General features: G+C 74.0%; 15 protein-coding genes and 1 pseudogene. 2 read left to right on the forward strand and 14 right to left on the reverse strand.

Features of this window, described 5'->3' with window-relative positions; all coding sequences use genetic code 11:
* Positions 1–1,083, forward strand: a 1,083-nt coding sequence (locus H6X67_RS10330; protein WP_502797306.1) for a CpaE/TadZ family protein, incomplete at its 5' end; no start/stop codon positions are given.
* Between the two features lie 95 nt (positions 1,084–1,178).
* Positions 1,179–1,646 carry a DUF6912 family protein gene (locus H6X67_RS10335; protein ID WP_249368726.1) on the forward strand — a complete coding sequence of 156 codons (468 nt, stop codon included), beginning with the start codon at positions 1,179–1,181 and terminating at the stop codon, positions 1,644–1,646.
* A 12-nt stretch (positions 1,647–1,658) separates the two neighbouring features.
* Here H6X67_RS10335 and H6X67_RS10340 read toward each other — a convergent pair whose 3' ends face one another.
* The 14 genes and pseudogenes from H6X67_RS10340 to H6X67_RS10405 all read right to left on the reverse strand — a co-directional run bounded on the left by H6X67_RS10340 (position 1,659) and on the right by H6X67_RS10405 (position 20,859).
* Positions 1,659–4,997 (reverse strand): AAA family ATPase, encoded by a 3,339-nt coding sequence (locus H6X67_RS10340; RefSeq protein ID WP_249368727.1) that lies wholly within the window; start codon positions 4,995–4,997, stop codon positions 1,659–1,661.
* Complete coding sequence (locus H6X67_RS10345; RefSeq protein ID WP_249368728.1) at positions 4,997–6,301, reverse strand: exonuclease SbcCD subunit D; 1,305 nt, start codon at positions 6,299–6,301, stop codon at positions 4,997–4,999. Before H6X67_RS10345 ends, H6X67_RS10340 begins: the two co-directional genes overlap by 1 nt.
* A 64-nt stretch (positions 6,302–6,365) precedes the next feature.
* On the reverse strand, positions 6,366–6,692 hold the full coding sequence (locus H6X67_RS10350) for a YlcI/YnfO family protein (protein ID WP_249368729.1): 327 nt from the start codon (positions 6,690–6,692) through the stop codon (positions 6,366–6,368).
* 14 nt (positions 6,693–6,706) lie between these two features.
* The gene (locus tag H6X67_RS10355; protein WP_249368730.1) at positions 6,707–6,982 is read right to left on the reverse strand and encodes a hypothetical protein; all 276 of its coding nucleotides are present in this window, start codon (positions 6,980–6,982) and stop codon (positions 6,707–6,709) included.
* Between the two features lie 82 nt (positions 6,983–7,064).
* Positions 7,065–7,901 carry an undecaprenyl-diphosphate phosphatase gene (locus H6X67_RS10360; protein ID WP_249368731.1) on the reverse strand — a complete coding sequence of 279 codons (837 nt, stop codon included), beginning with the start codon at positions 7,899–7,901 and terminating at the stop codon, positions 7,065–7,067.
* A gap of 112 nt (positions 7,902–8,013) precedes the next feature.
* Positions 8,014–8,838, reverse strand: a complete 825-nt coding sequence (hisN, locus tag H6X67_RS10365; protein WP_249368732.1) for a histidinol-phosphatase — start codon at positions 8,836–8,838, stop codon at positions 8,014–8,016.
* Positions 8,839–9,055: 217 nt separating this feature from the next.
* Positions 9,056–10,099, reverse strand: coding sequence for a zinc-binding dehydrogenase (locus H6X67_RS10370; RefSeq protein WP_249368733.1), 1,044 nt, complete (start codon positions 10,097–10,099; stop codon positions 9,056–9,058).
* A gap of 129 nt (positions 10,100–10,228) precedes the next feature.
* Positions 10,229–11,035: pseudogene (locus H6X67_RS10375) on the reverse strand (HesA/MoeB/ThiF family protein); the annotation flags it as partial.
* Positions 11,032–13,086: a molybdate ABC transporter permease subunit gene (modB, locus tag H6X67_RS10380; protein WP_311765852.1), complete on the reverse strand. Its 2,055-nt coding sequence runs from the start codon at positions 13,084–13,086 to the stop codon at positions 11,032–11,034. The pseudogene H6X67_RS10375 and the gene modB, both read right to left, overlap by 4 nt.
* Positions 13,083–13,877, reverse strand: a complete 795-nt coding sequence (modA, locus tag H6X67_RS10385; RefSeq protein ID WP_249368734.1) for a molybdate ABC transporter substrate-binding protein — start codon at positions 13,875–13,877, stop codon at positions 13,083–13,085. Before modA ends, modB begins: the two co-directional genes overlap by 4 nt.
* Before the next feature lie 90 nt (positions 13,878–13,967).
* Positions 13,968–14,759: a respiratory nitrate reductase subunit gamma gene (narI, locus tag H6X67_RS10390; RefSeq protein WP_249368735.1), complete on the reverse strand. Its 792-nt coding sequence runs from the start codon at positions 14,757–14,759 to the stop codon at positions 13,968–13,970.
* Entirely contained in the window at positions 14,756–15,505 is a 750-nt protein-coding gene (gene narJ, locus H6X67_RS10395) for a nitrate reductase molybdenum cofactor assembly chaperone (protein ID WP_249368736.1), read from the reverse strand. Before narJ ends, narI begins: the two co-directional genes overlap by 4 nt.
* Positions 15,506–15,532: 27 nt before the next feature.
* Positions 15,533–17,098, reverse strand: a complete 1,566-nt coding sequence (gene narH / locus H6X67_RS10400) for a nitrate reductase subunit beta (protein ID WP_249368737.1) — start codon at positions 17,096–17,098, stop codon at positions 15,533–15,535.
* Positions 17,098–20,859, reverse strand: a complete 3,762-nt coding sequence (locus tag H6X67_RS10405; RefSeq protein WP_249435524.1) for a nitrate reductase subunit alpha — start codon at positions 20,857–20,859, stop codon at positions 17,098–17,100. The genes narH and H6X67_RS10405 overlap by 1 nt, the downstream gene beginning before the upstream one ends.
* Between the last annotated feature and the right edge of the window lie 15 nt (positions 20,860–20,874).

A 20,874-nucleotide genomic window follows, 5' to 3' on the forward strand; every position in this document is an offset into this window, starting at 1 on the left:
GCCGGGGAGGACGGTACCCGGCCCGCCGACTCCGGGGCCCGGCCCTCGCAGACGGCCACGAGCGGGCACCACCCGCCCGCCCCACCGCCTCCGCCGACGCCCGAGGACCTCGCCGCCGCCCAGGAGCCGGTCCTCGGCCGCCTGCTCGTCGTCTGGGGGCCCCACGGCGCGCCCGGGCGCAGCACGGTGGCGGCCTCGCTCGCCACGGGCCTGTCCCGCGTGGGGCCCACCATCCTCGTGGACGCCGACACCGAGGCGCCGAGCCTGGCCCAGATGCTGTCCCTGCCGGACGGCTCCTCCGCCCTGGCGACGGCCGCCCGCCTCGCCTCCCGCTCGCGCCTGGACGCTGAGACCTTCGCCGGCCTGCTCGTGCCGACCGGAGGCGAGGCTGAGGTCCTTCCGGGGCTGGGGCGCTCGGGCCGGTGGCGCGAGCTGCCGCCCGCCGCGATGAGCCGGGTGTGGGAGCGCTGCCGCGAGCGGGCGGTCTGGACGGTGGTGGACATCTCGGGCGGGGCCCCCGAGGACGAGGTGGACTCCTACACCCTGGAGCCGGGGCACGGGGCCCTGAGGGCCGCCCTGCTGCGCGAGGCCGACGTCGTCGTGGTCGTGGGCGGTGCCGACCCGGTGGGGGTCCGGCGCCTGCTGCAGCTGCTCGCGGACGTCGCCGAGGACGCGACGGTGACCGGACGGCTCGAGGTCGTCGTCAACCGGGTGCGGGCCTCGGCGGCCGGCCCCAGTCCCGAGCGGGCGGTCCGTGAGGCGCTGTCCCGCTTCGGGGCCCTGGAGGAGGCCACGCTGCTGCCCCAGGACGAGGCCGCCGACACCTGCCTCCTGGCGGGCACGAGCGTGCTCGACGGCGCGCCGGCCTCGCCTCTGGGGCGGGCCCTGGCCGTGCTCGTGGACCGTGTGGACCCGGCGGCCGGGGCGCGCTCGCACACGGCCTCGGCCCGCCGGGCCGGCTGGTGGTCGCGGTTGCGGCGGGCTCCCGTGACGCCCGATCCCGTCCCGGGACGGGGCTCGGCCCGGGCCGCCGAGCCCGGGCGCCGGGCGCGCAGGCGGCGCGGAGGCCGTCACCAGGGCTGATCGCATCACCGGGTCGACGGTGGGGGTGGGGCGCGGGGACGGTCGGGCCGGTGGTGGGGCCGACGGCGGCGGCCGCCCTGGGGCACACTGACCCCATGCGCATCTACCTGCCGGCGACGGCCGCCGACCTGTCCTCCCCCGAGATCTCCCCGCGCCTGGCACACGCCGCCACCCGGGTCCTGGCCCGCGCCCTGCCCGAGGAGGACGAGGAGGGCCTGGAGGTCTCAGCGAGCCTGTGCGCGGCCGACTCCTCCCTCGTGCTCCTGGCCGAGCCGGGCAATGAGACGGTCTCGAGCCGGCGCGTCGTCATCGCGGCCGACGTCGACGCCCAGGACGTGCGCGAGCTCGAGGTCGGTGACGAGGTCCTGCCGGGCACGGTCGAGCTCCTGGCCCCGGTGGCGTGGGACGACGTCGCGGCACTGCTCGTGGACGAGCCGGAGGCCGAGGCGGATGTCGCGTCCGCCCGCGCAGGTGACGAGGAGGCCTTCGAGTGGGCGGCGGAGGCGGACCTGCTGTGGTTCGACGCCTCCGAGAGGCGGGCCGTGGCCGCCGACATCGGCTGAGCGGGGGTCCGGTCAGCCGGCGTGCACGGTGAGCGTGGAGCCGACGGCGGCACGGCGCACCTCGATGCGGTCGGGGACCTGCCGCCCCAGCTCCTCGACGTGGGAGACGATGCCGACGGTCCGCCCTCCGGCCTGGAGCCGGGTGAGCTCGGCCATGACGTTGTCGAGGGTCTCCGGGTCGAGGGAGCCGAAGCCCTCGTCGATGAACAGGGTCTCCATGCTGATGCCGCCGGCCTCTGCGGTGACGACGTCGGCGAGCGCGAGGGCGAGGGCGAGCGAGACGTAGAAGGTCTCCCCGCCGGACAGGGTCCTCGGGTCGCGCTGGCCGCCACTGGCGTGGTGGTCGACGACGGCGAGCCCGAGCCCTCGGTCCTTGCGCCGCGCGGAGCCTGCCTCCTCGGTGGTGCTGGTGAGGGCGAAGCGTCCGCTGGACATCTCAGCCAGCCGCTGGTTGGCGAAGACCAGGACCTCGCGGAAGCGCTCGACGAGCACCCAGGTGGCCAGCGGGGTGGCCTGGTCGTTCGTCCCGGTGGCGAGCTCGGCGACGCGCAGGAGGGCCTGCTGGTCCTCACTCGTGCGCACGAGGTCGGCGGCGGCGTCGCGCACGCCCTGGGCGGCCTCCTCCAGGGCCCGGTGGGCGCCACGGGCCTGCTCGGCGGCCCGGACGGCCTCGGTGCGCACGGCGTCGGCGTCGGTGTAGGCGGCCTCGGCAGCCGCGACGTCCGCCGTCTCCTGGCCTGTGAGCGCGGCGACCGGGGCCTCGGCCAGCCCCTGCCTCACCCGTTCACGGGCGGCGGCCACCTCGGTGACACGGGTGCGGAGGACGTCGAGCTCCGCGGCGGGCAGGGCCGCGTCGCGGGCTGCGGCGAGCGAGTCGAAGCCGGTGCCGCTGAGAGCCGTGCGGAGGTCGGCCTCCGCCTGCGCGGCGGCCCGCACGGCGTCCACGGTGCTGCGCACGGCACGGGCGGCCTCAGCGAGCGCGTCAGCGCGAGCCGTCATCGCGGCCACGCGGGCACTGACGGAGGGCTCGGCCCCGCGCGCCCGCACCAGGCGCTCGGCCTCCGCGGCCAGCTGGCGCTCGGTCTCGTCGAGGTGCTCGGCCCGGGCGGTGGCGGCGGCCTGACGCGAGGCCAGGGTCTCGGTGAGCGCGGAGGTCTCCCGGGCGAAGCCCTCGAGCTCGGACACCAGGGCCTCGACGTCCCCGGCCAGCGCCTGGCGCTCCGAGAGCTCTGCCTCGAGCATGGCGAGGGCACCGGCTGCGGCGCGGACGTCAAGCCCGCCCGCCTCCTCCTCGGCGGTGACGCGCTGGCGGCTCAGGGAGTCCAGGTCGCCCGCCCGGTCGGCCAGTGCCGCAGCGGCCTGCTTCTCGGCCGCCTCGGCGGACTCGACGTCGGCGCGGGTGACAGTGCCCTCCTCGACCGGGGCGGGGCGGGGGTGCTCGGTCGAGCCGCACACGGGGCAGGGCTCGCCCGCGTGCAGGTCCGCGGAGAGGCTGCCGGCGGTGAGGGCGATCCAGGCCCGGCGCCGGGAGTGGAGGTCGTCCGCCGCCTGCTCGGCCGCTCGGCGTGCGTCGGCGACCTCCTCCTGCGCCGTGAGGACCTGGTCGGTGAGCCGGGCGGCGCGCAGGGCGGCCTCGTGCCGGGCGCGGGCGGCGTCGCGGGAGGCGATGAGCGCTGGGACGCCGGCCTGGGCGGTGCGGGCGGCGGCGAGCGAGTCCTGGAGCCGGGCGTGGTGGGCGGGCCGCTCGGCCAGGGTGTCACGGTCCCGCGCGATCTCGTCGAGCTCGGCGGCGTGAGCCGCGCGCGCCTGGGCGAGGGCCTCACGGCGGGAGGGCAGGGAGCCCTCGGACTCGACCAGGGCCTGCAGGGCTCCGGCGGCGAGCCGCTCGGTGCCGGAGGCTGTGTCCAGCTCCTCGGCACCAGTCCTGGCCGCAGCGGTGAGGGCGTCGAGGTCCGCCGACGCCAGCACCCCGGCACCGGGGCCGTCCTCGGTGCCGGCAGTGGCCTGCAGGAGCAGGGGGCGCAGGGCGTCCAGGGAGCGTGCGCCGTCCAGCGCTGTGCCGGGCAGCGGCGCCCCCGGGGCGCCCGGGGACGCCTCGGGTGGTGCGTCCGGTACGGCCTCGGACAGGGCGTCCAGCTCGGGCAGGGCGTCCAGCTCGGGCAGGGCGTCCAGCATCGGTCCCAGGGCGTCGAGGGCGGTGCGGGCGTGACGCCGGGCCACGGCTGCGGGGGAGGAGACGCGTGCGGCCCGTTCCGCCAGGGCGAGGTGGTCGGCGTCGGTGTCGTCGGCCTCGGCGGAGCCCTCCAGCAGGGCCTGCTCGGCCAGGAGCCGCGCGCGCTTGTCGATGAGGGCGGCGAGGTCCCGGGTGTCCTGGAGAGCGAGGGCGGCGGCGTCCCGGTCAACGGTGGCCCGTGCCTGGGCGTCCTCGCGGGCTCCCAGGCCGGCCCGCGAGACGTCAACCGCCTCACTCAGGAGGAGGGAGAGGGCCTCCTCGTCCGGGACCGGGCCGCTGACGGCGGCCTCCAGCCGCTCAGCGCGGCTGCCTGCGGGGGCGGGCACCAAGGCCTCCGCCGACCCGTCCACCGCGCTGGGCCCCTCACCCGGGCCGGTCTCGCCGTCGGGACCACCCGCACCGGCCTCGTCGTCGGGCACCTCCTGGGCCAGCAGCGCGATGAGCCCCGCGACCGCGTTGGTGAGGGCGGACCGCGCGGCCTCGGCCCGGCGGCGGGCGTCGCGTGAGCGCTCGGCGAGCGCGTCCTGGATCCGGTCGTAGACGCTCGTGCCGAACACGTCGCGCAGCAGCACATGGCGCTCCTGGGAGGACGCGCGCAGGAAGCGGGCGAACTTGCCCTGCGGCAGCACGACCGTCTGGGTCATCTGCTCCCGGGTGAGCCCCACGATCCGGGTCACCTCCGGGCCGACCTCGCGCGGGCCGACCGCGACCGGCTCCTGGTCGGGGTCATCGACTGCGTGCTCATCCAGGCCCGACAGCCGCCACAGGTGGGCGGTCGCGTTCTGCGTGGTGGTGCCCGTGCCGCGCTTCTTGGGCCGCTCGTACTCGGGCGTGCGCCGCACCTTGAACAGGCCGGCACCGGTGGAGAACACCAGCTCGACGACGCTGTCCTGACCCGGGGCGGCGTGGCGGGAGCGGACACGGTCCTTCGAGGAGTCGGCGGAGTCGGCGACCTCCCCGTACAGGGCGAAGACCAGGGCGTCGATGATCGTCGTCTTGCCCGAGCCCGTCGGCCCGGTGAGGAGGAACCGGCCGGAGGAGGCGAAGCGGTCGAAGTCGATGACCTCGGTGCCCGCGTAAGGCCCGATAGCGGTCATTGTCAGGCGGTGCAGGCGCATCACTGGCTCCTCTCGGCCGCACGAACGGCCTCGTAGACCTCACGCAGGAGGGACGTCTCGGCCTGGCTGGGCTCGCGCCCGCCGACCGCGGCGAGGAAGCGTCCGCCGACCTCCACCGGGTCCGCCTGCCGGGTGACGACCAGCCGCTCGCGTGGCCGCTCGGACGGCACGACCCTGCTGAAGGCGAGCATCTGGGGGAAGCGCTGCTTGAGCCGGGCCACCGCGCTGACGGGTTGCTCCCCGGTGAGCTCCACGCGCAGCCAGGCGCCGGTGAGGTCGTCGTAGCGGGGGGAGAGGAGCTCATCCAGCGTGCCGCGCACCGTCTCGATCCGGTGGGGCACGGGCGTGTCGATGAGCGCGGTGCTGCTCACGCCGTCGGCACCGACCTCGATGATGACCGAGGACTTGGTGAAGGGCGCCTCGGAGAAGGAGAAGGGCAGCGGCGAGCCCGAGTAGCGCAGCAGGGGGAGGGGGAGCCCGGCTCCTGCGGCCTGCTCGCGCACGCGCTCGGGCAGGGTGACGGCCTGAGGCCGGTGGAGGTGACCGAGGGCGACGTAGTCGAGGCCGCCGGCCTGCTCGGCGAGCGGGGAGCCGCCGAGGGAGGCGAAGACCTGGGAGGCGACGAGGTCCACGCCGCCGACCCTGATGTCCCTCTCGGACTCCGTCGTCTGCGGGCCCTCACCGGTGCCCGCGGGGGAGACGAAGGCGTGGGCCATGACCACCGCGGGCACGCGCTCCGACGCGCCCGCGCGCCTCGCGGCGAGGTCCCCCGCGACGAGCCGCAGGGCGCCGGAGACGACCTCCTCGTGCGAGCGCGCCACCCTCGGCGCCTGCCCCGGCTCCTCACCGTGCTCACCCAGGTGCTCGGCGAGCAGCCGGGGCAGGCCCGCGCGCGCCGTGTCCGGGTCCAGGTAGGGCAGGGCGTAGACGAGGGCCCCGAGACCGCCGTCGGCGTCCGGCAGCGCCACGGCGCGCCCCACGGAGTCGGTGCGGGAGCGGATGACCAGGCCCTCGCGCAGCAGCCCGGAGGCGAAGCCCAGGCGCCGGGCGGAGTCGTGGTTGCCGGGGGTCAGGACCACGCGCGTGCGCTCGGTCAGGCGCCGCAGCGTCTCATCGAGCAGCCGCACCGACTCCGTGGGCGGGACGGCGCGGTCGTACACGTCACCGGACACGAGCACGGCGTCGATGCGCTCGCTGCGGACGAGCTCGACGAGGTGGTCCATGAAGACGGCGTGCGCGTCCTCGAGCGGACGGCCGTGGAAGGTCCGTCCCAGGTGCCAGTCGGAGGTGTGGAGGATGCGCATGGGATGACGATCTCATGCGCCGCCGACACGAATTCCGGCACGAGACGGTGCTGGCCCGGCCCGGTCAGGCGTTGGCGAGATATGCCTCAAGGGCCTCGCGGATCACGGCACTGGCAGTGGTGTTGTGAGCCGCCACGTAGGTGTCGAGAGCGGCGTTGGTCCCCTCGGGGAGCCGGACCTGGCGGCGGGGGGACCGGCCGGCGCCGGTGGCGTGGTCGTGCCCGAGGCTGGGGTGGCCGCGCAGGATGGCGTCGAGCTCGGCGTCGCTGATGCGCGAGCCGTCGCGGCGGGTGCCGCGCGCGATGGTCGGGACGCGGCCGGCGGTGACGTCCTCGTCGAGCTGGGCGTAGTAGGCCTGCTCGGCCGCGGTGAACGTGTGGCTGCTAGTCATGTGGCGGACCTTTCTCAGAGGTTGTCGGTGGCGGGTGGAACGAGGTGGCGGTAGAGGTCGGTGACCTCCATGGCGTGGAAGATGGTGCGTGTGCCGTGCCTGTCGACGCTCACGCCGACCTCGAGATAGCGCATGGCCTGCGGGTGGGGCAGGCCGACGAACATGAACGACCGTTCCCCCGGCCGTCGGGGCTTGAGGACGTCGTAGTCGGCGTGGTGGAGGACCGCGTGGACAGCGTCCTCGTGGGTGATGCCGTGCTTGCCGGCGCTGGCCGTGAACGCGAACCCCATTCCGTTATGGTACTACCGTTTTTTTGGTGTGGCCAAGGCTCTGAGAAGGGTGCCGACGCACGCCCGCGCCGTACCCGTGCTCTCAGGCCGTCACCTGGCCGGAGGCGACGAGCGCGATGATGACCGCGCCCAGGCCCACGCGGTAGACGAGGAATCCCGTGAACTTGTTGGAGGAGACGAACCGCAGCAGCCACGCGATCGTCGCGTAGGCGACCAGGCCCGACACCACCGTCGCGATGAGTGTGGCCCCCCAGCCGACCGTCGCCGCGATGTGGTCGGCCTCGCCCACCGCCTCCAGCAGGCCCGCGGCCACGAGCGCGGGAATGCCCATGAAGAAGGACAGGCGCGTGGCCGTCACGCGGTCGAAGCGCAGGAACAGCCCCGCGGAGATCGTCGCCCCCGAGCGGGAGATGCCCGGCAGGACCGGTGCCAGCGCCTGGAAGCAGCCGATGATGAGCGCGTCCTTGACCGACACGTCCCTCATGCCCCGGGTGAGGTTGGTGCGCCGGTCCGCCATCCACATGACGGCCGACCAGAGGATGAGGGCCCCCGCGATGACCCACAGGGAGCGGGCCGTGACCTCGATGAAGTCCTTGAGCGCCAGGCCGACGACGGCCACCGGCACCGAGCCCAGGATGATGCCCCAGCCGAGCGTGTGGTCCGGGTCCTGACGGGCCTGCCTGCTCGTCAGTCCCGCCAGCCACGCCCGCACGATGCGCACGATGTCGGACCAGAAGTAGACGACGGCGGCGAGGATCGCCCCGATCTGGATGACAGCGGTGAAGGCCGTCATCCCGACCGTGTTGATGTCGTAGCCGAGGAGCTTCTCGACGATGTTGAGGTGCCCGGTGGAGGACACGGGCAGGAACTCGGTGATGCCCTCGACGATGCCGAGGATGACGGCGTGCAGCCAGTTCATGGGGCTCCAGTGCTAGCGCGGACGGGTCCGCGGGCAGGCTACCGCCAGCGGGGCGCACCTGTGGGCGGCGGGCCCTGTGGCTCCGCCCTCAGCGGGGCCGGTCCGGCGGGGCTCAGTCGGTCTCGTGGCCGAGCAGGGCCAGGGCGGCCTCGTGCAGGAGCGTGTTGGTGGCCAGCGCGTCGCCGCCGAAGGGGCCGGGCTCGCCGGCCAGCGAGGTGAAGGTGCCTCCCGCCTCCGTGACCACGGGCACGAGGGCGCTCATGTCGTACAGCTCGAGCTCGGGCTCGGCGGCGAGGTCGACGGCGCCCTCGGCGAGCAGCATGTAGGACCAGAAGTCGCCGTAGGCGCGCGTGCGCCAGCAGGACTGCATGAGCGAGAGCATCCCGCGCAGGCGCCCGCGCTCAGCCCACCCGGACAGGGACGAGTAGGACAGGGAGGCGTCCTCCAGGGCGGTGACGCTCGAGACGCGCAGCTGCCGGGCCGCGGACAGGGAGCGTCCCGTCCAGGCCCCGCCTCCCGTGACCGCCCACCACCTGCGGCCCAGTGCCGGGGCGGAGACGAGGCCGACGACGACCTGCCCGTCCTCGACGAGGCTGATGAGCGTGGCCCACACGGGAACGCCGCGCACGAAGCTCTTCGTGCCGTCGATCGGGTCGATGACCCACTGGCGCGGGGAGTGGCCCGAGGTGCCGTACTCCTCGCCGAGCACGGAGTCGCGGGTGCGGGCGCGCGAGAGGTAGTCGCGGATGAGCCGCTCGGCCTCGCGGTCGGCGTCCGTCACGGGGGTGAGGTCCGGCTTGGCCTCGACGGCGAAGTCCTGGCGGTCGAAGCGCGCGAGCGTCAGCGGGTCCACCTGGTCGGCGATGGTGTGCGCCAGGTGCAGGTCGTCGCGCCAGCGGCGCTCCGTCGTCGGGGAAGGGGAGACGGGGGTGCTCATGCACCGAGGGTAACGGCGGGGCCGGTGCGCTCGCGGCCGCCGCGCGCCGGCCCGTCCCGTTCCTCCCGGTCGTGGCGGATACGCGACTATCTCAATCAACACGGTTCTGCCCGAACAGCAGAACAGTGTCAGATGAGTGGCCCTCTCAACTGACACTCGGCGTGGTCCAGAGGCTGCCCGGGCGTGGGGCGTGGGCGCGCACCCACGCCCCACGGCCTCAGACCTCGAGCAGCACCTTGATCTCGCGGCGCTCGTCCATGGCCTTGTAGCCCTCGGCGGCGTCAGCGAGCGGGATGCGTGAGGTGAAGACCTTGCCGGGGTGGATCTCGTCGGCCTGGATCCGCCGGATGAGGTCCGGCAGGTAGGCGCGCACCGGCGCCGGCCCGCCGTGCAGGTGCACCTCGGAGAAGAACAGCCTCAGGCCGTCGATCGTCTGGTCGTGCGAGACCCCCACGAAGCCGACGTACCCGCCGGGCCGGCAGGAGGCGATCGCCTGGTCCATGGACTCCTGGGTCCCCACGGCCTCGCACACGCCGTGCGCCCCGTAGCCCCCGGTGAGCTCCTTGACCTTGGCCGCGCCCTCGTCACCGCGCTCGGCGATGACGACGTCGGCCCCGAGCTCGCGCGCGAGCGCCGCCCGGTCCTCGTGCCGGGAGAAGGCGATGACCCTCTCCGCGCCCAGGGTCTTGGCCGCCAGCACGGCGCTGAGGCCGACGGCCCCGTCGCCGACGACGGCGATGGTCCTGCCCGGGCCGGCCTGGGCGGCCACGGCCGCGAACCAGCCGGTGCCCAGCACGTCGGAGGCCGCCAGGTAGTCGGCGACCTTCTCGGGGTCCTTGGGCTTTCCGCCGGGGACGGCGACGAGGGAGCCGTCAGCGAGCTCCACGCGCATGTACTCGGCCTGCGAGCCGGTGTAGCTGCCCGCGTTCGCGCAGCGCGAGGGGTAGCCCGCCTGGCAGATCTCGCAGGTGCCGTCCGAGAGCATGAAGGAGCCGATGACGAAGTCGCCCACCTTGAGCGTGCTCACCTCGTCCCCGAGCTCGACGACCGTGCCGACGTACTCGTGGCCCATGTACTGGTTCTCCACCGGCTGCAGACCCCGGTAGGGCCACAGGTCCGAGCCGCAGATGCAGGCCGCCTCCAGCCTGATGACCGCGTCGGTGGGCTTGACGACGCGGGGCACGTCGATCTCGTCGATGACGACGTCGCCGGGGGCGCGCATGAGGACGGCGCGCATCTTCTGGGGGATCTCAGCAGTCATGGTGGGGGCTCCTCACTCACTGTGGCTTCCGCGCCTGCGCCGGAGAGCCTTAACTACCTCATGGTAGGGTGTGAGCCTCCTGCTCCGTAAGCCCCTCGACCTGTCTTTCTGTCAGCCCTCGCGCCTGGGCGTCACGCACGGCCCGCACACGGGGCAGCCCGGGTGGCGAGCCACCCGGACCTCGTCCACCCGCGCTCCCCAGGCGTCGAGCACGAGCAGGCGCCCGATGAGGGGCCGGGCGCCCCCGACGACGAGCTTGAGGACCTCCGCGGCCTGCATCGATCCGATGACCCCTGGCAGGACCCCCAGGACCCCCGCCTCGGCACCCGAGGGCACCGAGCCGGGTGGCGGCGGAACCGGCCGCAGGCAGCGGTAGCAGGGCCCGCGCCCGGCGTCGAAGACCCCCACCTGGCCGTGCGTGCGCAGGACCGCCCCGTGCACGAGCGGCACGCCGAGCCTCGCGGTGGTGTCGCCGAGCAGGTAGCGGGTGGGGAAGCTGTCGGTGGCGTCGACGACGACGTCCCACCCGGCAAGGACCTCCGGGGCGTTGGCCTCCGTCACCCGCTCGGGCACCGCCACCACCTCCACGTCCGGGTTGAGGGCGGCCAGCGCCACACGGGCCGAGTCGGTCTTGGGGCTGCCGGCGGCGTCGGTGGTGTGCAGGACCTGGCGCTGGAGGTTCGAGACCTCCACGACGTCGGGGTCCACGAGGCCGAGCGTGCCGACGCCGGCGGCCGCCAGGTACAGGGCGACGGGGGAGCCCAGCCCGCCGGCGCCCACGACGAGGACCCGGGCCGCACGGATCCTCTCCTGGCCGGCCGTGCCGACCTCGGGCACGAGGATGTTGCGCGCGTAGCGCTCGCGCTCGGCCGCGGTCAGCGCCCGCCGGCGCGAGTCGTCAACGACCGGCTCTGCGATGCCGGGGCGGCGGGTCATGACAGCGCCCCGCGGGGGACGGCGGCCTGGCCGGTGAGCGCGCCGCGCGAGGTGAGCAGGCGCACCTGGACGGCCTTGACGGCGCAGGTGGCCGCGCCGCCCGGCTCAAGACCGAGGTCCGCCACCGCTCCCGCGGTGACGACGGCGGACAGGCCCTGCCCGTCGCCCAGGGCCAGGCGCACCTGCACCAGGGAGCCCGCCCGCTCCAGGGCGGTGACCGTGACGGGCAGGGTGTTGCGCGGCGAGCCGTGAGCGCCGCCGCCCGCCGGGTAGAGGGCCACGGCGTCGGGCGGCACGAGGGCCACGGCGTCGGGCGGCACGAGGGCCAGGCCCTGACGGCCGGGGCCCTCCCACGGCCCGCCCGGACGTCCCGCGACCCGGGTGCCGTCCGCCAGGACCAGGACCGGGGCCCCGGCCTCGCCCTCCAGGCGGCCGGTGAGCACCGACGTGCCTGTCAGGCGCGCCGTGAAGGAGGAGGACGGTGTGGCCAGGACCCGGGCCGTGGGCCCGGACTCGACGACGCGGCCGGACTCGAGGACGACGACCTCGTCGGCCAGTGCCGTGAGGTCGAGGACGTCGTGCGTCACCAGCAGGAGGGTCAGGCCCTGCTCGGCCGCACGACGGGCGACGAGCAGGCGCATCTCCTGACGGGCGGTGACGTCCAGGGCCGCCATCGGCTCGTCGAGGACGAGGACGGCCGGGTCCGTGGCCAGGGCCCGCGCCAGCGCGACACGGGCGGCCTGCCCGCCGGAGAGCTGGGAGCCGGGCCGGTGCGCCAGGTGCGCCGCCCCGACGGCCACCAGCTCGGCCAGGGCACGCTCTCGGGCCGCCGCTCGCCCGAGCCCCTGGCAGCGCGGCCCGAAGGCGACGTTGTCGAGGACGCTCATGTGGGTGAAGACCCCCGGCGCCTGGGACAGCAGGGCGACCCCGCGCCGCCCGGCCGGGACGAAGACGCTGCCGGGGGCGCCGCCGTCGAGCAGCCGGCCCCCCACGCTCACGCTCCCGCCGTCGGCGTCGAGCAGCCCGGCGAGGACGGCGCAGGCGGTCGACTTGCCCGAGCCGTTGGGGCCGACGAGGGCGACTGAGCGCCCGGCCCCCACGTCCAGGTCGACGGCGACGCCGCGCTCGGCGCAGGTGAAGGAGAGGTGGACGGCCCGCCCGGCGGCCGCCGCGGTACCGTGCGCCCCCGTCGCGCCCCGGTCCGCCCCTGGCGGCAGGACGCCCTCCTCCTGCCGCCAGGGGCCGGCCAGGCCGGTCAGGCGGGACCAGGGGACGTTCGTGGCCCCGACGACGACGAGGGACAGGGCGATGAGCACCACCGCCAGTGCCAGCGAGGTCGCCGTGTCGTTCTCCCGCTCCAGGTAGATCGCCAGCGGCATCGTGCGCGTCACCCCCTCCTTCGACCCCGCGAAGGCGATGGTCGCCCCGAACTCGCCCAGGCTGCGGCCCAGCGCCAGTGCCGTGCCCCGGGCCAGCGCCGGGGCCACGAGAGGCAGCGTGAGGCGCCCCAGGACCGTCCACGGGCCGGCCCCCAGGGTGCGCGCCACCGTCTCCGCCCGCCGGTCCCGGCTGCGCAGCGCCGCCTCGAGCGTCACCACGAGGTAGGGCATGGAGACGAAGACCTGGGCGACGACGACCGCCGTCGTCGTGAAGGAGACCTGCACCCCGGCGGACTCCAGCCCCGGGCCGAGCAGGCCCCGCTTGCCGAGGGTGGACAGCAGGGCGATGCCCGCGACCACCGGCGGCATCGTCATCGGCAGCACCGCCAGGACGCGCGCCGCCCTCACCCCCGGCCACTGGCGGGCCAGCAGCAGGGCGAGCGGCACCCCGAGCAGCACGGACACGGCCGTCGCGACGACGCAGGTGCGCAGGGACAGGCCCAGCGCCGCCCTCGCCGGGCCGGAGGCGAGCAGCGCGGGTACGTCCGCCCACGCCACCCGCGTGCCCAGGCCGACGAAGGGCAGCAGCAGCGCCGCCGCGCCCAGGACCCCCAGCAGGAGGACCGGGGCGGGCAGCGGGCTGCGGGCGGCCCGGTGACGGCGGGCGCTCACTTGGCGGCCGGGGCCCCGAAGCCGTAGGAGGCGAGGACCTCCTGGCCGGCCTCGGACAGCACGAGGTCGACGAAGGCCTGGGCCGCCGTCGCGTTCTTGGCCTGGGAGGTGACCGCGATGGGGTAGTGGTTCATCACGGAGCTGGTGGGCAGCGCGATCGACTCGACGGCCGCGCCCGCGGCAGCCGCGTCGGTGGTGTAGACGATGCCCGCGTCAGCCTCACCGGACTCGACCTTGCCACGCACGTCCGTGACCTTCTGCTCCTCCGAGACCGGGGTGAGGGTGACCCCCAGCTCGGCGGCGAGCCTCGCCGTCGCCTCACCGCAGGGGACGGCGGCGGCGCAGATGACGAGGTCGGCGCCCTCGAGGGAGGCGTCCAGGCCCGTGACACCGGCCGGGTTGCCGACGGGCACGATGAGGGTCAGGACGTTGGTGGCGAACTCGGTCTGCTCCTCGACGAGCCCCTGGTCCGCGGCGGCCTGCATCGTCGAGGTGCTCGCGGTGGCCAGGACGTCGGCGGACGAGCCCTCGGCCAGCGCCGCGACGAGGTCCTGCGAGCCCTGGAAGTCGAAGGAGACGGAGGCGGCGGGGTTGGTCTCGGTGAAGGCCAGCGCCAGCTCCTCGTAGGCCTTCTGGAGGGAGGCGGCGGCGAAGACGGTGACCTCACCGGACACGGCGCTGTCGGCGCCGTCGGCGGTGGAGGTGTCGGACGCCGTGGAGCCGCAGGCGGCGAGCGCGACGGAGGAGACGAGGGCGAGTGTGGTCACAGCGGCGCGGCGCGTGAGGCGCATGGCGTTCCTTTCAGGGTCGTGGCGATTGCGAGGACCCACCACCGATCCTAGGGATGGCGCCTCTCACAGGTCCCCGGTTCGGGAGCAGGCTCAGGCCCCGTGCGAGGGGGTGAGGTCGTCCGCGCCGGAGTTGCCCGTGCCCTGCGTGCTCACCGGCCGCCAGCCGCGGCGCGGTGCCACGGTCGAGGTCGCGCCCGCGCGCGAGCGGTAGACGATGTAGGGGCGCGTCGTGTAGCCCACCGGGGCGCTCACGGCGTGCACGAGGCGGGTGAAGGGCCACACCGCCAGGAGCAGCAGCCCGGCCACGATGTGCAGCTTGAAGACCACCGGCACCTCGGCCATGAGGTGCGCCTGCGGGTTGAGCAGGAAGATCGAGCGGAACCACGGGCTGATCGTCTCGCGGTAGTCGTAGCCCTCCGCACCGCCGAGGAGCTGGGTCGTCACCGTCGCCGCGAAGCCCAGCAGGACCGGCACGAGCAGCAGCACGTACATGACCTTGTCGTTCCTCGTCGTCGCCAGCCGTACCGACTTGACCACGACGCGGCGGTAGAGCAGGCCCGCCAGGCCCACCACCGTCATGAGACCCGCGATGGTCCCCGGGATGACGGCCATGAGGTGGTACACGTGCTCGGACACGCCCATCGCCAGCGTCCACGACTTGGGCAGCACCAGCCCCATGAGGTGGCCCATGGCCACGAACAGGATGCCGAAGTGGAACAGGGGCGAGGCCCACCTCAGGACCGCCCTCTCGTTCCACTGCGAGGAGCGGCTCGTCCACCCGAACTGGTCCGTGCGGTAGCGCCACACGAGCCCGACGACGAGCAGCAGGAAGCAGGCGTAGGGCAGAGCGGTCCACACGACCGCGGACTCGAAGGTGCTCATGGGCGGCTCTCCTGGCTCAGCTCCCAGGCGGGCGTGCCCGGGACGCGCGTGACGGGGGTGGAGGGGAAAGGGAGGGTCTCGGTGACGCCCACGGTCTCCGTGGGCGGGCCGGCGGACACCAGCGCACGGATGCGCCCCGCCGTCGCCTCGTCGATCTCCGGCAGGGTCATCGACACCGCCTCGACGAGGCGGGTGTAGGGGCTGGAGGCGTCCGCGAGCGCTGCCCGCAGGACCTCGATGCCCTCACGGTGCGAGGACAGCAGGGCCTCGGCCACCTCGTCGCCGCTGCGGGCGCTGAGCTCGAGGACCACCGGCAGGTAGTCGGGCAGCTCGTCGCCGGTCATCTCGTAGCCGGCGGCGGCCAGCGCCTGCTTGAAGGCCAGGATGGCGGCGCCGCGGTGGCGCGTGTCCCCGACCGCGTAGTAGGTGAGGTACAGGCAGCAGCGCCGGTGCTGGTCGAAGGTGGCCACGTAGTGCTCGGCCATCGCCCGCTGCCCGCGCTCGCGGGCGGTGTCGATGAAGCCGCGCAGGGCCGCCGCCACCGGCTCGGGCGGCAGTGAGTCGTCCTCGGCCGCCAGCGCGGCGGCGCAGGCCTCCAGCCGGTCGGCGAAGGTGTCCTCGGCGGGGTAGTCCAGCAGGAGGGAGGCGACCATGTGGGTGGTCGCCCGCTGCGGGGCCGTCACCTCGACGGGGGTGACGGGCTCCAGCGGCACCGCCGCCCGGGGGGCTCTGACGAAGGTGGTCATCTCGGGCACCCGTGCCTCGCCGTCGGCTCAGCGCCCGGCGGGGCCGGCCGCAGGGACGCTCTCGCGACGCACCCGCGGCAGCGGCAGGGACACTGATGCGGACTGCCCGACGACGGACCCGCAGGCCTCGGGCGCGCCCGCCCCCAGGAGCGTGCGCACGTCCTCACCCATGGCCGTCATGCCGCGCGGCACCTCCGGGGTGGCCGTCGGCACGACGTAGCGGTCGTCGTACTTGGCGATGGCCAGCAGGCGGTACATGGCCTCCACCTGCGCGCCGTCCATGCCGACGGCGCCGGCGATCCGCTCATCGGGCTCGCGCCCCAGGCGCACCTCGCGCATGTGCGAGCGCATCGCGGCCAGGCGGCGCAGGACCCTCTCCACCGGGTCCGTGTCCCCCGCGGTCAGCAGGGCGGCCAGGTACTCCAGCGGGATGCGCATCTCGGACACGGCCGTGAGCAGGACCCGGTGGTCCTCCCCGTCCAGGCCGGCGGCCGCGACCTCGTCGACCACGGGAGACAGCGGCGGGATGTACCAGACCATCGGCATGGTGCGGTACTCGGGGTGCAGGGGCAGGGCCACCTCGTAGGTGGAGATGAGGTCCCACACGGGCGAGTCCTGGGCGGCCGTGATCCACGACTCGGGCACGCCCTCGGCGCGGGCGGCGGCGATGACCTGCGGGTCGCGCGGGTCGAGGAGGATCTCGCGCTGGGCCATGTACAGGTCCTGCGGGTCCGGCACGGCGGCGGCCTGGGAGACGCGGTCGGCGTCGTAGAGCAGGACGCCGAGGTAGCGCAGACGCCCGACGCAGGTCTCGGAGCACACGGTTGGCAGGCCCGCCTCCAGGCGCGGGTAGCACAGGGTGCACTTCTCGGCCTTGCCGGTGGCGTGGTTGAAGTAGACCTTCTTGTAGGGGCAGGCGCTCACGCACATGCGCCAGCCGCGGCAGGCGTCCTGGTCGACGAGCACGATGCCGTCCTCGGTGCGCTTGTACATCGCGCCCGAGGGGCAGGCGGACACGCAGGTGGGGTTGAGGCAGTGCTCGCAGATGCGCGGCAGGTAGAACATGAAGGTCTGGTCGATGCTCGTCTCGACCTTGCGGCCCATGGCCTGCAGGACGGGGTCGTCCTGCAGGGTCTCGGTGGAGCCGCCCAGGTCGTCGTCCCAGTTCGGGCCCCACTGGATGGTGGGCATGTACTCGCCCGTCAGCTGGCTCCTGGCGCGGGCCACGGGCAGGGCGGGGGAGTCCTTCGGGGCGGACAGGAGCTTGTCGTACTCGTAGGTCCAGGGCTCGTAGTAGTCCTCGACCGTGGGCATGTCCGGGTTGGCGAAGATCTGGGCCAGACGGCGCAGGCGCCCGCCCGAGCGGGGCACGAGGCGGCCGCCGGCGCTGCGCGTCCAGCCGCCCCGCCAGCGCTCCTGGTCCTCCCAGCCCTTGGGGTAGCCGACGCCGGGGCGGGTCTCGACGTTGTTGAACCACATGTACTCGGTGCCCTCGCGGTTCGTCCACGCCTGCTTGCACGTGACGGAGCACGTGTGGCAGCCGATGCACTTGTCGAGGTTCATCACCATCGCGATCTGGGCCATCACCTTCATCAGAAGGTCACCTCCTGGTTGCTGCGACGACGGATGACGGTGACCTCGTCGCGGTTGTTGCCGGTGGGGCCGATGTAGTTGAAGGCGTAGGACAGCTGGGCGTAGCCGCCGGCGAAGTGGCTCGGCTTGAGCACGATGCGGGTCATGGAGTTGTGGGTGCCGCCGCGGCGTCCCGAGCCCTCGGTCAGCGGGGTGTTCATCGTGCGCTCCTGGGCGTGGTGCATGAACACCGTGCCCTCGGGGATGCGGTGGGAGACGATGGCGCGCGCCGCCACGATGCCGTTGCGGTTGGTCGCCTCGATCCACTCGTTGTCGCGCACGCCGATCTTGGCGGCGTCGGCCGGGCTCATCCACACGGTCTGGCCGCCGCGCCCCAGGGTGAGCATGTGCAGGTTGTCGTAGTACTGGGAGTGGATCGCCCACTTGTTGTGGACGGTGAGGTAGCGCACCGCGACCTGGAGCTCGCCGGAGCGCGCCGTGGAGACGGTGCCGGGGGCGGCCTCCCCGTACAGGCTCGTGAAGTCCAGCGGCGGGCGGAACTGGGGCAGGCACTCGCCCATGTCCCGCAGCCAGTCGTGGTCGAGGTAGTAGTGCATGCGGCCGGTGAGCGTGTGCCAGGGCTTGGCGTGCTCGACGTTGACGACGAAGGCGCTGTAGCGGCGCCCGCCGTGCTCCGAGCCGGACCACTCCGGCGTCGTGATGACCGGCTGCGGCTTGACCTGCGTGTCGGCGAAGGTCACGAGCTTGCCGGCCTCCTCCTCGCTCAGCTCGACCAGCCCGGTGCCGGTGCGCTGGGACAGTGTCCGCCACCCCTCGGTGGCCACGCGCCCGTTGGTCGCGCCGGACATGTGCATGACGCCGTCGCCGGCGCGGATGGGCGTGTCCACCAGCGGGCGGCCCTCGGCGGCGCCGCTGCCGGTGCCGTGGGCGGCCGCCAGGCGGCCCATCTCCTTGTCCGGCACGAGGGCGATGCCCTTGGTGGGCAGGCCGAGCCTCTCCACCAGCGGGCCCAGCGCGTTGAACTTGTTGAGGACCTGCGTGTAGTCGCGCTCGACGGGCACGAGCTTGGGCATCGTCACGCCCGGGACCCAGTCGTTGGGCATGGAGGACACGTCGCCGTGCGCCATCGTCAGGGCGTCGGGGGTGTCGTGGTTGAGCGGGGCGGCGACGACGTCCGTCTGGGTGCCCAGGTACGTCGGGGCCCACTCGGAGACCATCCGGGCGAGCTGCTGGTAGATGTCGAAGTCGCTGCGCGCCTCCCACGGCGGGTTGATCGCCATGTTGAAGGAGTGGATGAAGGGGTGCATGTCCGTGGTCGACAGGTCGTACTTCTCGTACCAGGTGGCGGCGGGCAGCACGACGTCGGAGTGCAGGGTGGTGGAGGTGTTGCGGAAGTCCGCGGTCCACATGAGGTCGAGCTTGCCCTGGGGGGCCTCGTCGCGCCACGTCATCGAGGACGGGCGGCGGCCCTCGGGCGTCTCGGTGGCGTTGACGTCGTTGTCGGCCCCCACCATGTGGCGCAGGAAGAACTCGGTGCCCTTGGCGGAGGAGCCGAGCAGGTTCGTGCGCCAGGAGGCGAGGACGCGCGGGAAGTTCTCCTCGGCGTCCGGGTCCTCGCAGGCGAAGCGCAGCTCGCCCTTGCGCAGCTGGTCGACGACGTACTCCTTCGGGTCCATGCCGGCCTCGCGGGCCTGCTGGCCCAGCAGCAGGGGGCTGCGGTTGAAGGTGGGGTACGACGGCGTCCAGCCGCGCTTCATCGCCTCGACCATCGTGTCCGAGACGGTCTTGCCGGCCAGGGTGCCGGCGCCCAGCGGGGAGGCCAGGCGCTCCGCCGGGGTGTCGTCGTAGCGCCACTGGTCGGTCGTGAGGTACCAGAATCCGGTGGAGATCATCTGGCGGGCGGGTCGCTGCCAGTCGAGGGCGAAGGCCCACTGCTGCCAGCCCGAGACGGGGCGGACCTTCTCCTGTCCGACGTAGTGCGCCCAGCCGCCGCCGTTGACGCCCTGGGTGGCGCACATGGAGGTCAGTGCCAGGATCGTCCGGTAGATCTCGTCGGCGTGGTAGTAGTGGTTGATGCCCGCGCCCATGAGGACCTGGGAGCGGCCGCCGGACTCGATGGCGTTCTGGGCGAACTCACGGGCCACGCGGATGGCTGCGGGGGCGGCCACGCCGGTGAGCTCGCTGGCCCAGGCCGGGGTGCCGGGCACGGTCGCGTCGTGGTAGTCCTCGGGCCACTGGCCGGGCAGGCCGGGTCGCTGGACGGCGTAGTTGGCGAGCAGCAGGTCGTAGACGGTGGTCACGAGGCGGCCGTCGGCCAGGCGGGTGGCGGGCACTCCGCGGCGCACGACGCCGCCGCCCACCGTGCCGGTGGGGGTCTGGGAGCCGGGCAGGTCGAAGCGCGGCAGCAGGATCTCGGTGGCCTCGACCTCGTGGCCGGCGGTGCGCAGCTCCTCGATGCTCATCACCGGGTCCAGGCCCTCCATGAGCAGGTTCCACCGGCCCATGCCCTCCGGGTTGAAGCGGTCGGCGAGCGTTCCCCCGGGGTCCTGGGGGCCGCGCTCGCGGTCCCACACGAGGGGGCGGAAGCTGTTGCTCGGCATGCCCTCGGCGACGCCGTCGACCTCGTCGGCGGTGACGAAGCGGCCGGGGACGGTGCCGGTGGCGTCGGGGGAGTCGACGAGCTCGACGAGGAAGGGCGAGTCGGTGTGGCGGCGCATGTAGTCCAGGAAGAAGGGCTCGCGCCGTCCGACGTGGAACTCGCTGAGGATGACGTGTCCCATGGCCATGGCCAGCGCGCCGTCGGTGCCGGGGGCCACGCGCAGCCACTGGTCGACGAACTTCGTGTTCTCGGCGTAGTCGGGGGACACGCCGACGACCTTCTGCCCGTGGTAGCGGGCCTCGGTCATGAAGTGGGCGTCGGGGGTGCGGGTCAGGGGCAGGTTCGAGCCCCACATGATGAGGTACTGGGCGTTGTACCAGTCGCCGGCCTCGGGCACGTCCGTCTGGTCGCCAAAGACCTGGGGCGAGGCGGGCGGCAGGTCCGCGTACCAGTCGTAGAAGGACAGCATGGTGCCGCCGATGAGCTCGTGGAAGCGGGCGCCCGCCCCGTAGGAGATCATCGACATGGCGGGGATGACGGAGAAGCCGGCGCAGCGGTCCGGGCCCCAGGTGCGGATCGTGTGGACGTAGGCGGCGGCGATGATGTCCATGGCCTCGTCCCAGCCGACCCGGACCATGCCGCCCTTGCCGCGGGCGGACTTGTAGGCGCGGGAGGTCTCGGGGTCCCCGGTGACCTCGGCCCAGGCGGCGACGGCGTCGCCGTCGTGCCGCTTCCTGGCGGCGCGGAAGGCGTCGAGCAGGACGGAGCGCACGTAGGGGTAGCGGATGCGGGTGGGGGAGTAGGTGTACCAGGAGAAGGCGGCGCCGCGGGGGCAGCCGCGGGGCTCGTACTCGGGCATGTCCGGCCCGGTGGTGGGGTAGTCGGTGATCTGCTTCTCCCAGGTGATGACGCCGTCGGTGACGTAGACCTCCCAGGCGCACGAGCCCGTGCAGTTCACCCCGTGGGTGGAGTGGACCATCTTGTCGTGGCTCCAGCGGTGGCGGTAGAAGGTGTCGGCCTCGCGCCCGCCCTCGAGGAAGAGGCGGCGGGCGTCGGCGGAGGGCGTGCCGCGGCGCAGGTAGGAGCCCATCTTGAACAGGCCGGGCACGGACTCGACGGGGGCTCCGGGGCTGGGGGCGACGGGGTCGGTGGGAGCGGTCATCTCGGTTCCTTGGCG

The organism is Actinomyces sp. AC-20-1, assembly GCF_023369555.1.
Lineage (GTDB): Bacteria > Actinomycetota > Actinomycetes > Actinomycetales > Actinomycetaceae > Actinomyces.

Excerpts from the sequence above, each read along its gene's own strand:
- narI (WP_249368735.1), bottom strand. The coding sequence starts at position 14,759 with ATGAGCACCTTCGAGTCCGCGGTCGTGTGGACCGCTCTGCCCTACGCC.
- H6X67_RS10370 (WP_249368733.1), bottom strand. The coding sequence starts at position 10,099 with ATGACTGCTGAGATCCCCCAGAAGATGCGCGCCGTCCTCATGCGCGCC.
- H6X67_RS10350 (WP_249368729.1), bottom strand. The coding sequence starts at position 6,692 with ATGACTAGCAGCCACACGTTCACCGCGGCCGAGCAGGCCTACTACGCC.
- modA (WP_249368734.1), bottom strand. The coding sequence starts at position 13,877 with ATGCGCCTCACGCGCCGCGCCGCTGTGACCACACTCGCCCTCGTCTCC.
- hisN (WP_249368732.1), bottom strand. The coding sequence starts at position 8,838 with ATGAGCACCCCCGTCTCCCCTTCCCCGACGACGGAGCGCCGCTGGCGC.
- narH (WP_249368737.1), bottom strand. The coding sequence starts at position 17,098 with ATGAAGGTGATGGCCCAGATCGCGATGGTGATGAACCTCGACAAGTGC.
- narJ (WP_249368736.1), bottom strand. The coding sequence starts at position 15,505 with ATGACCACCTTCGTCAGAGCCCCCCGGGCGGCGGTGCCGCTGGAGCCC.
- H6X67_RS10405 (WP_249435524.1), bottom strand. The coding sequence starts at position 20,859 with ATGACCGCTCCCACCGACCCCGTCGCCCCCAGCCCCGGAGCCCCCGTC.
- H6X67_RS10335 (WP_249368726.1), top strand. The coding sequence starts at position 1,179 with ATGCGCATCTACCTGCCGGCGACGGCCGCCGACCTGTCCTCCCCCGAG.
- H6X67_RS10340 (WP_249368727.1), bottom strand. The coding sequence starts at position 4,997 with ATGCGCCTGCACCGCCTGACAATGACCGCTATCGGGCCTTACGCGGGC.
- H6X67_RS10345 (WP_249368728.1), bottom strand. The coding sequence starts at position 6,301 with ATGCGCATCCTCCACACCTCCGACTGGCACCTGGGACGGACCTTCCAC.
- H6X67_RS10360 (WP_249368731.1), bottom strand. The coding sequence starts at position 7,901 with ATGAACTGGCTGCACGCCGTCATCCTCGGCATCGTCGAGGGCATCACC.
- H6X67_RS10355 (WP_249368730.1), bottom strand. The coding sequence starts at position 6,982 with ATGGGGTTCGCGTTCACGGCCAGCGCCGGCAAGCACGGCATCACCCAC.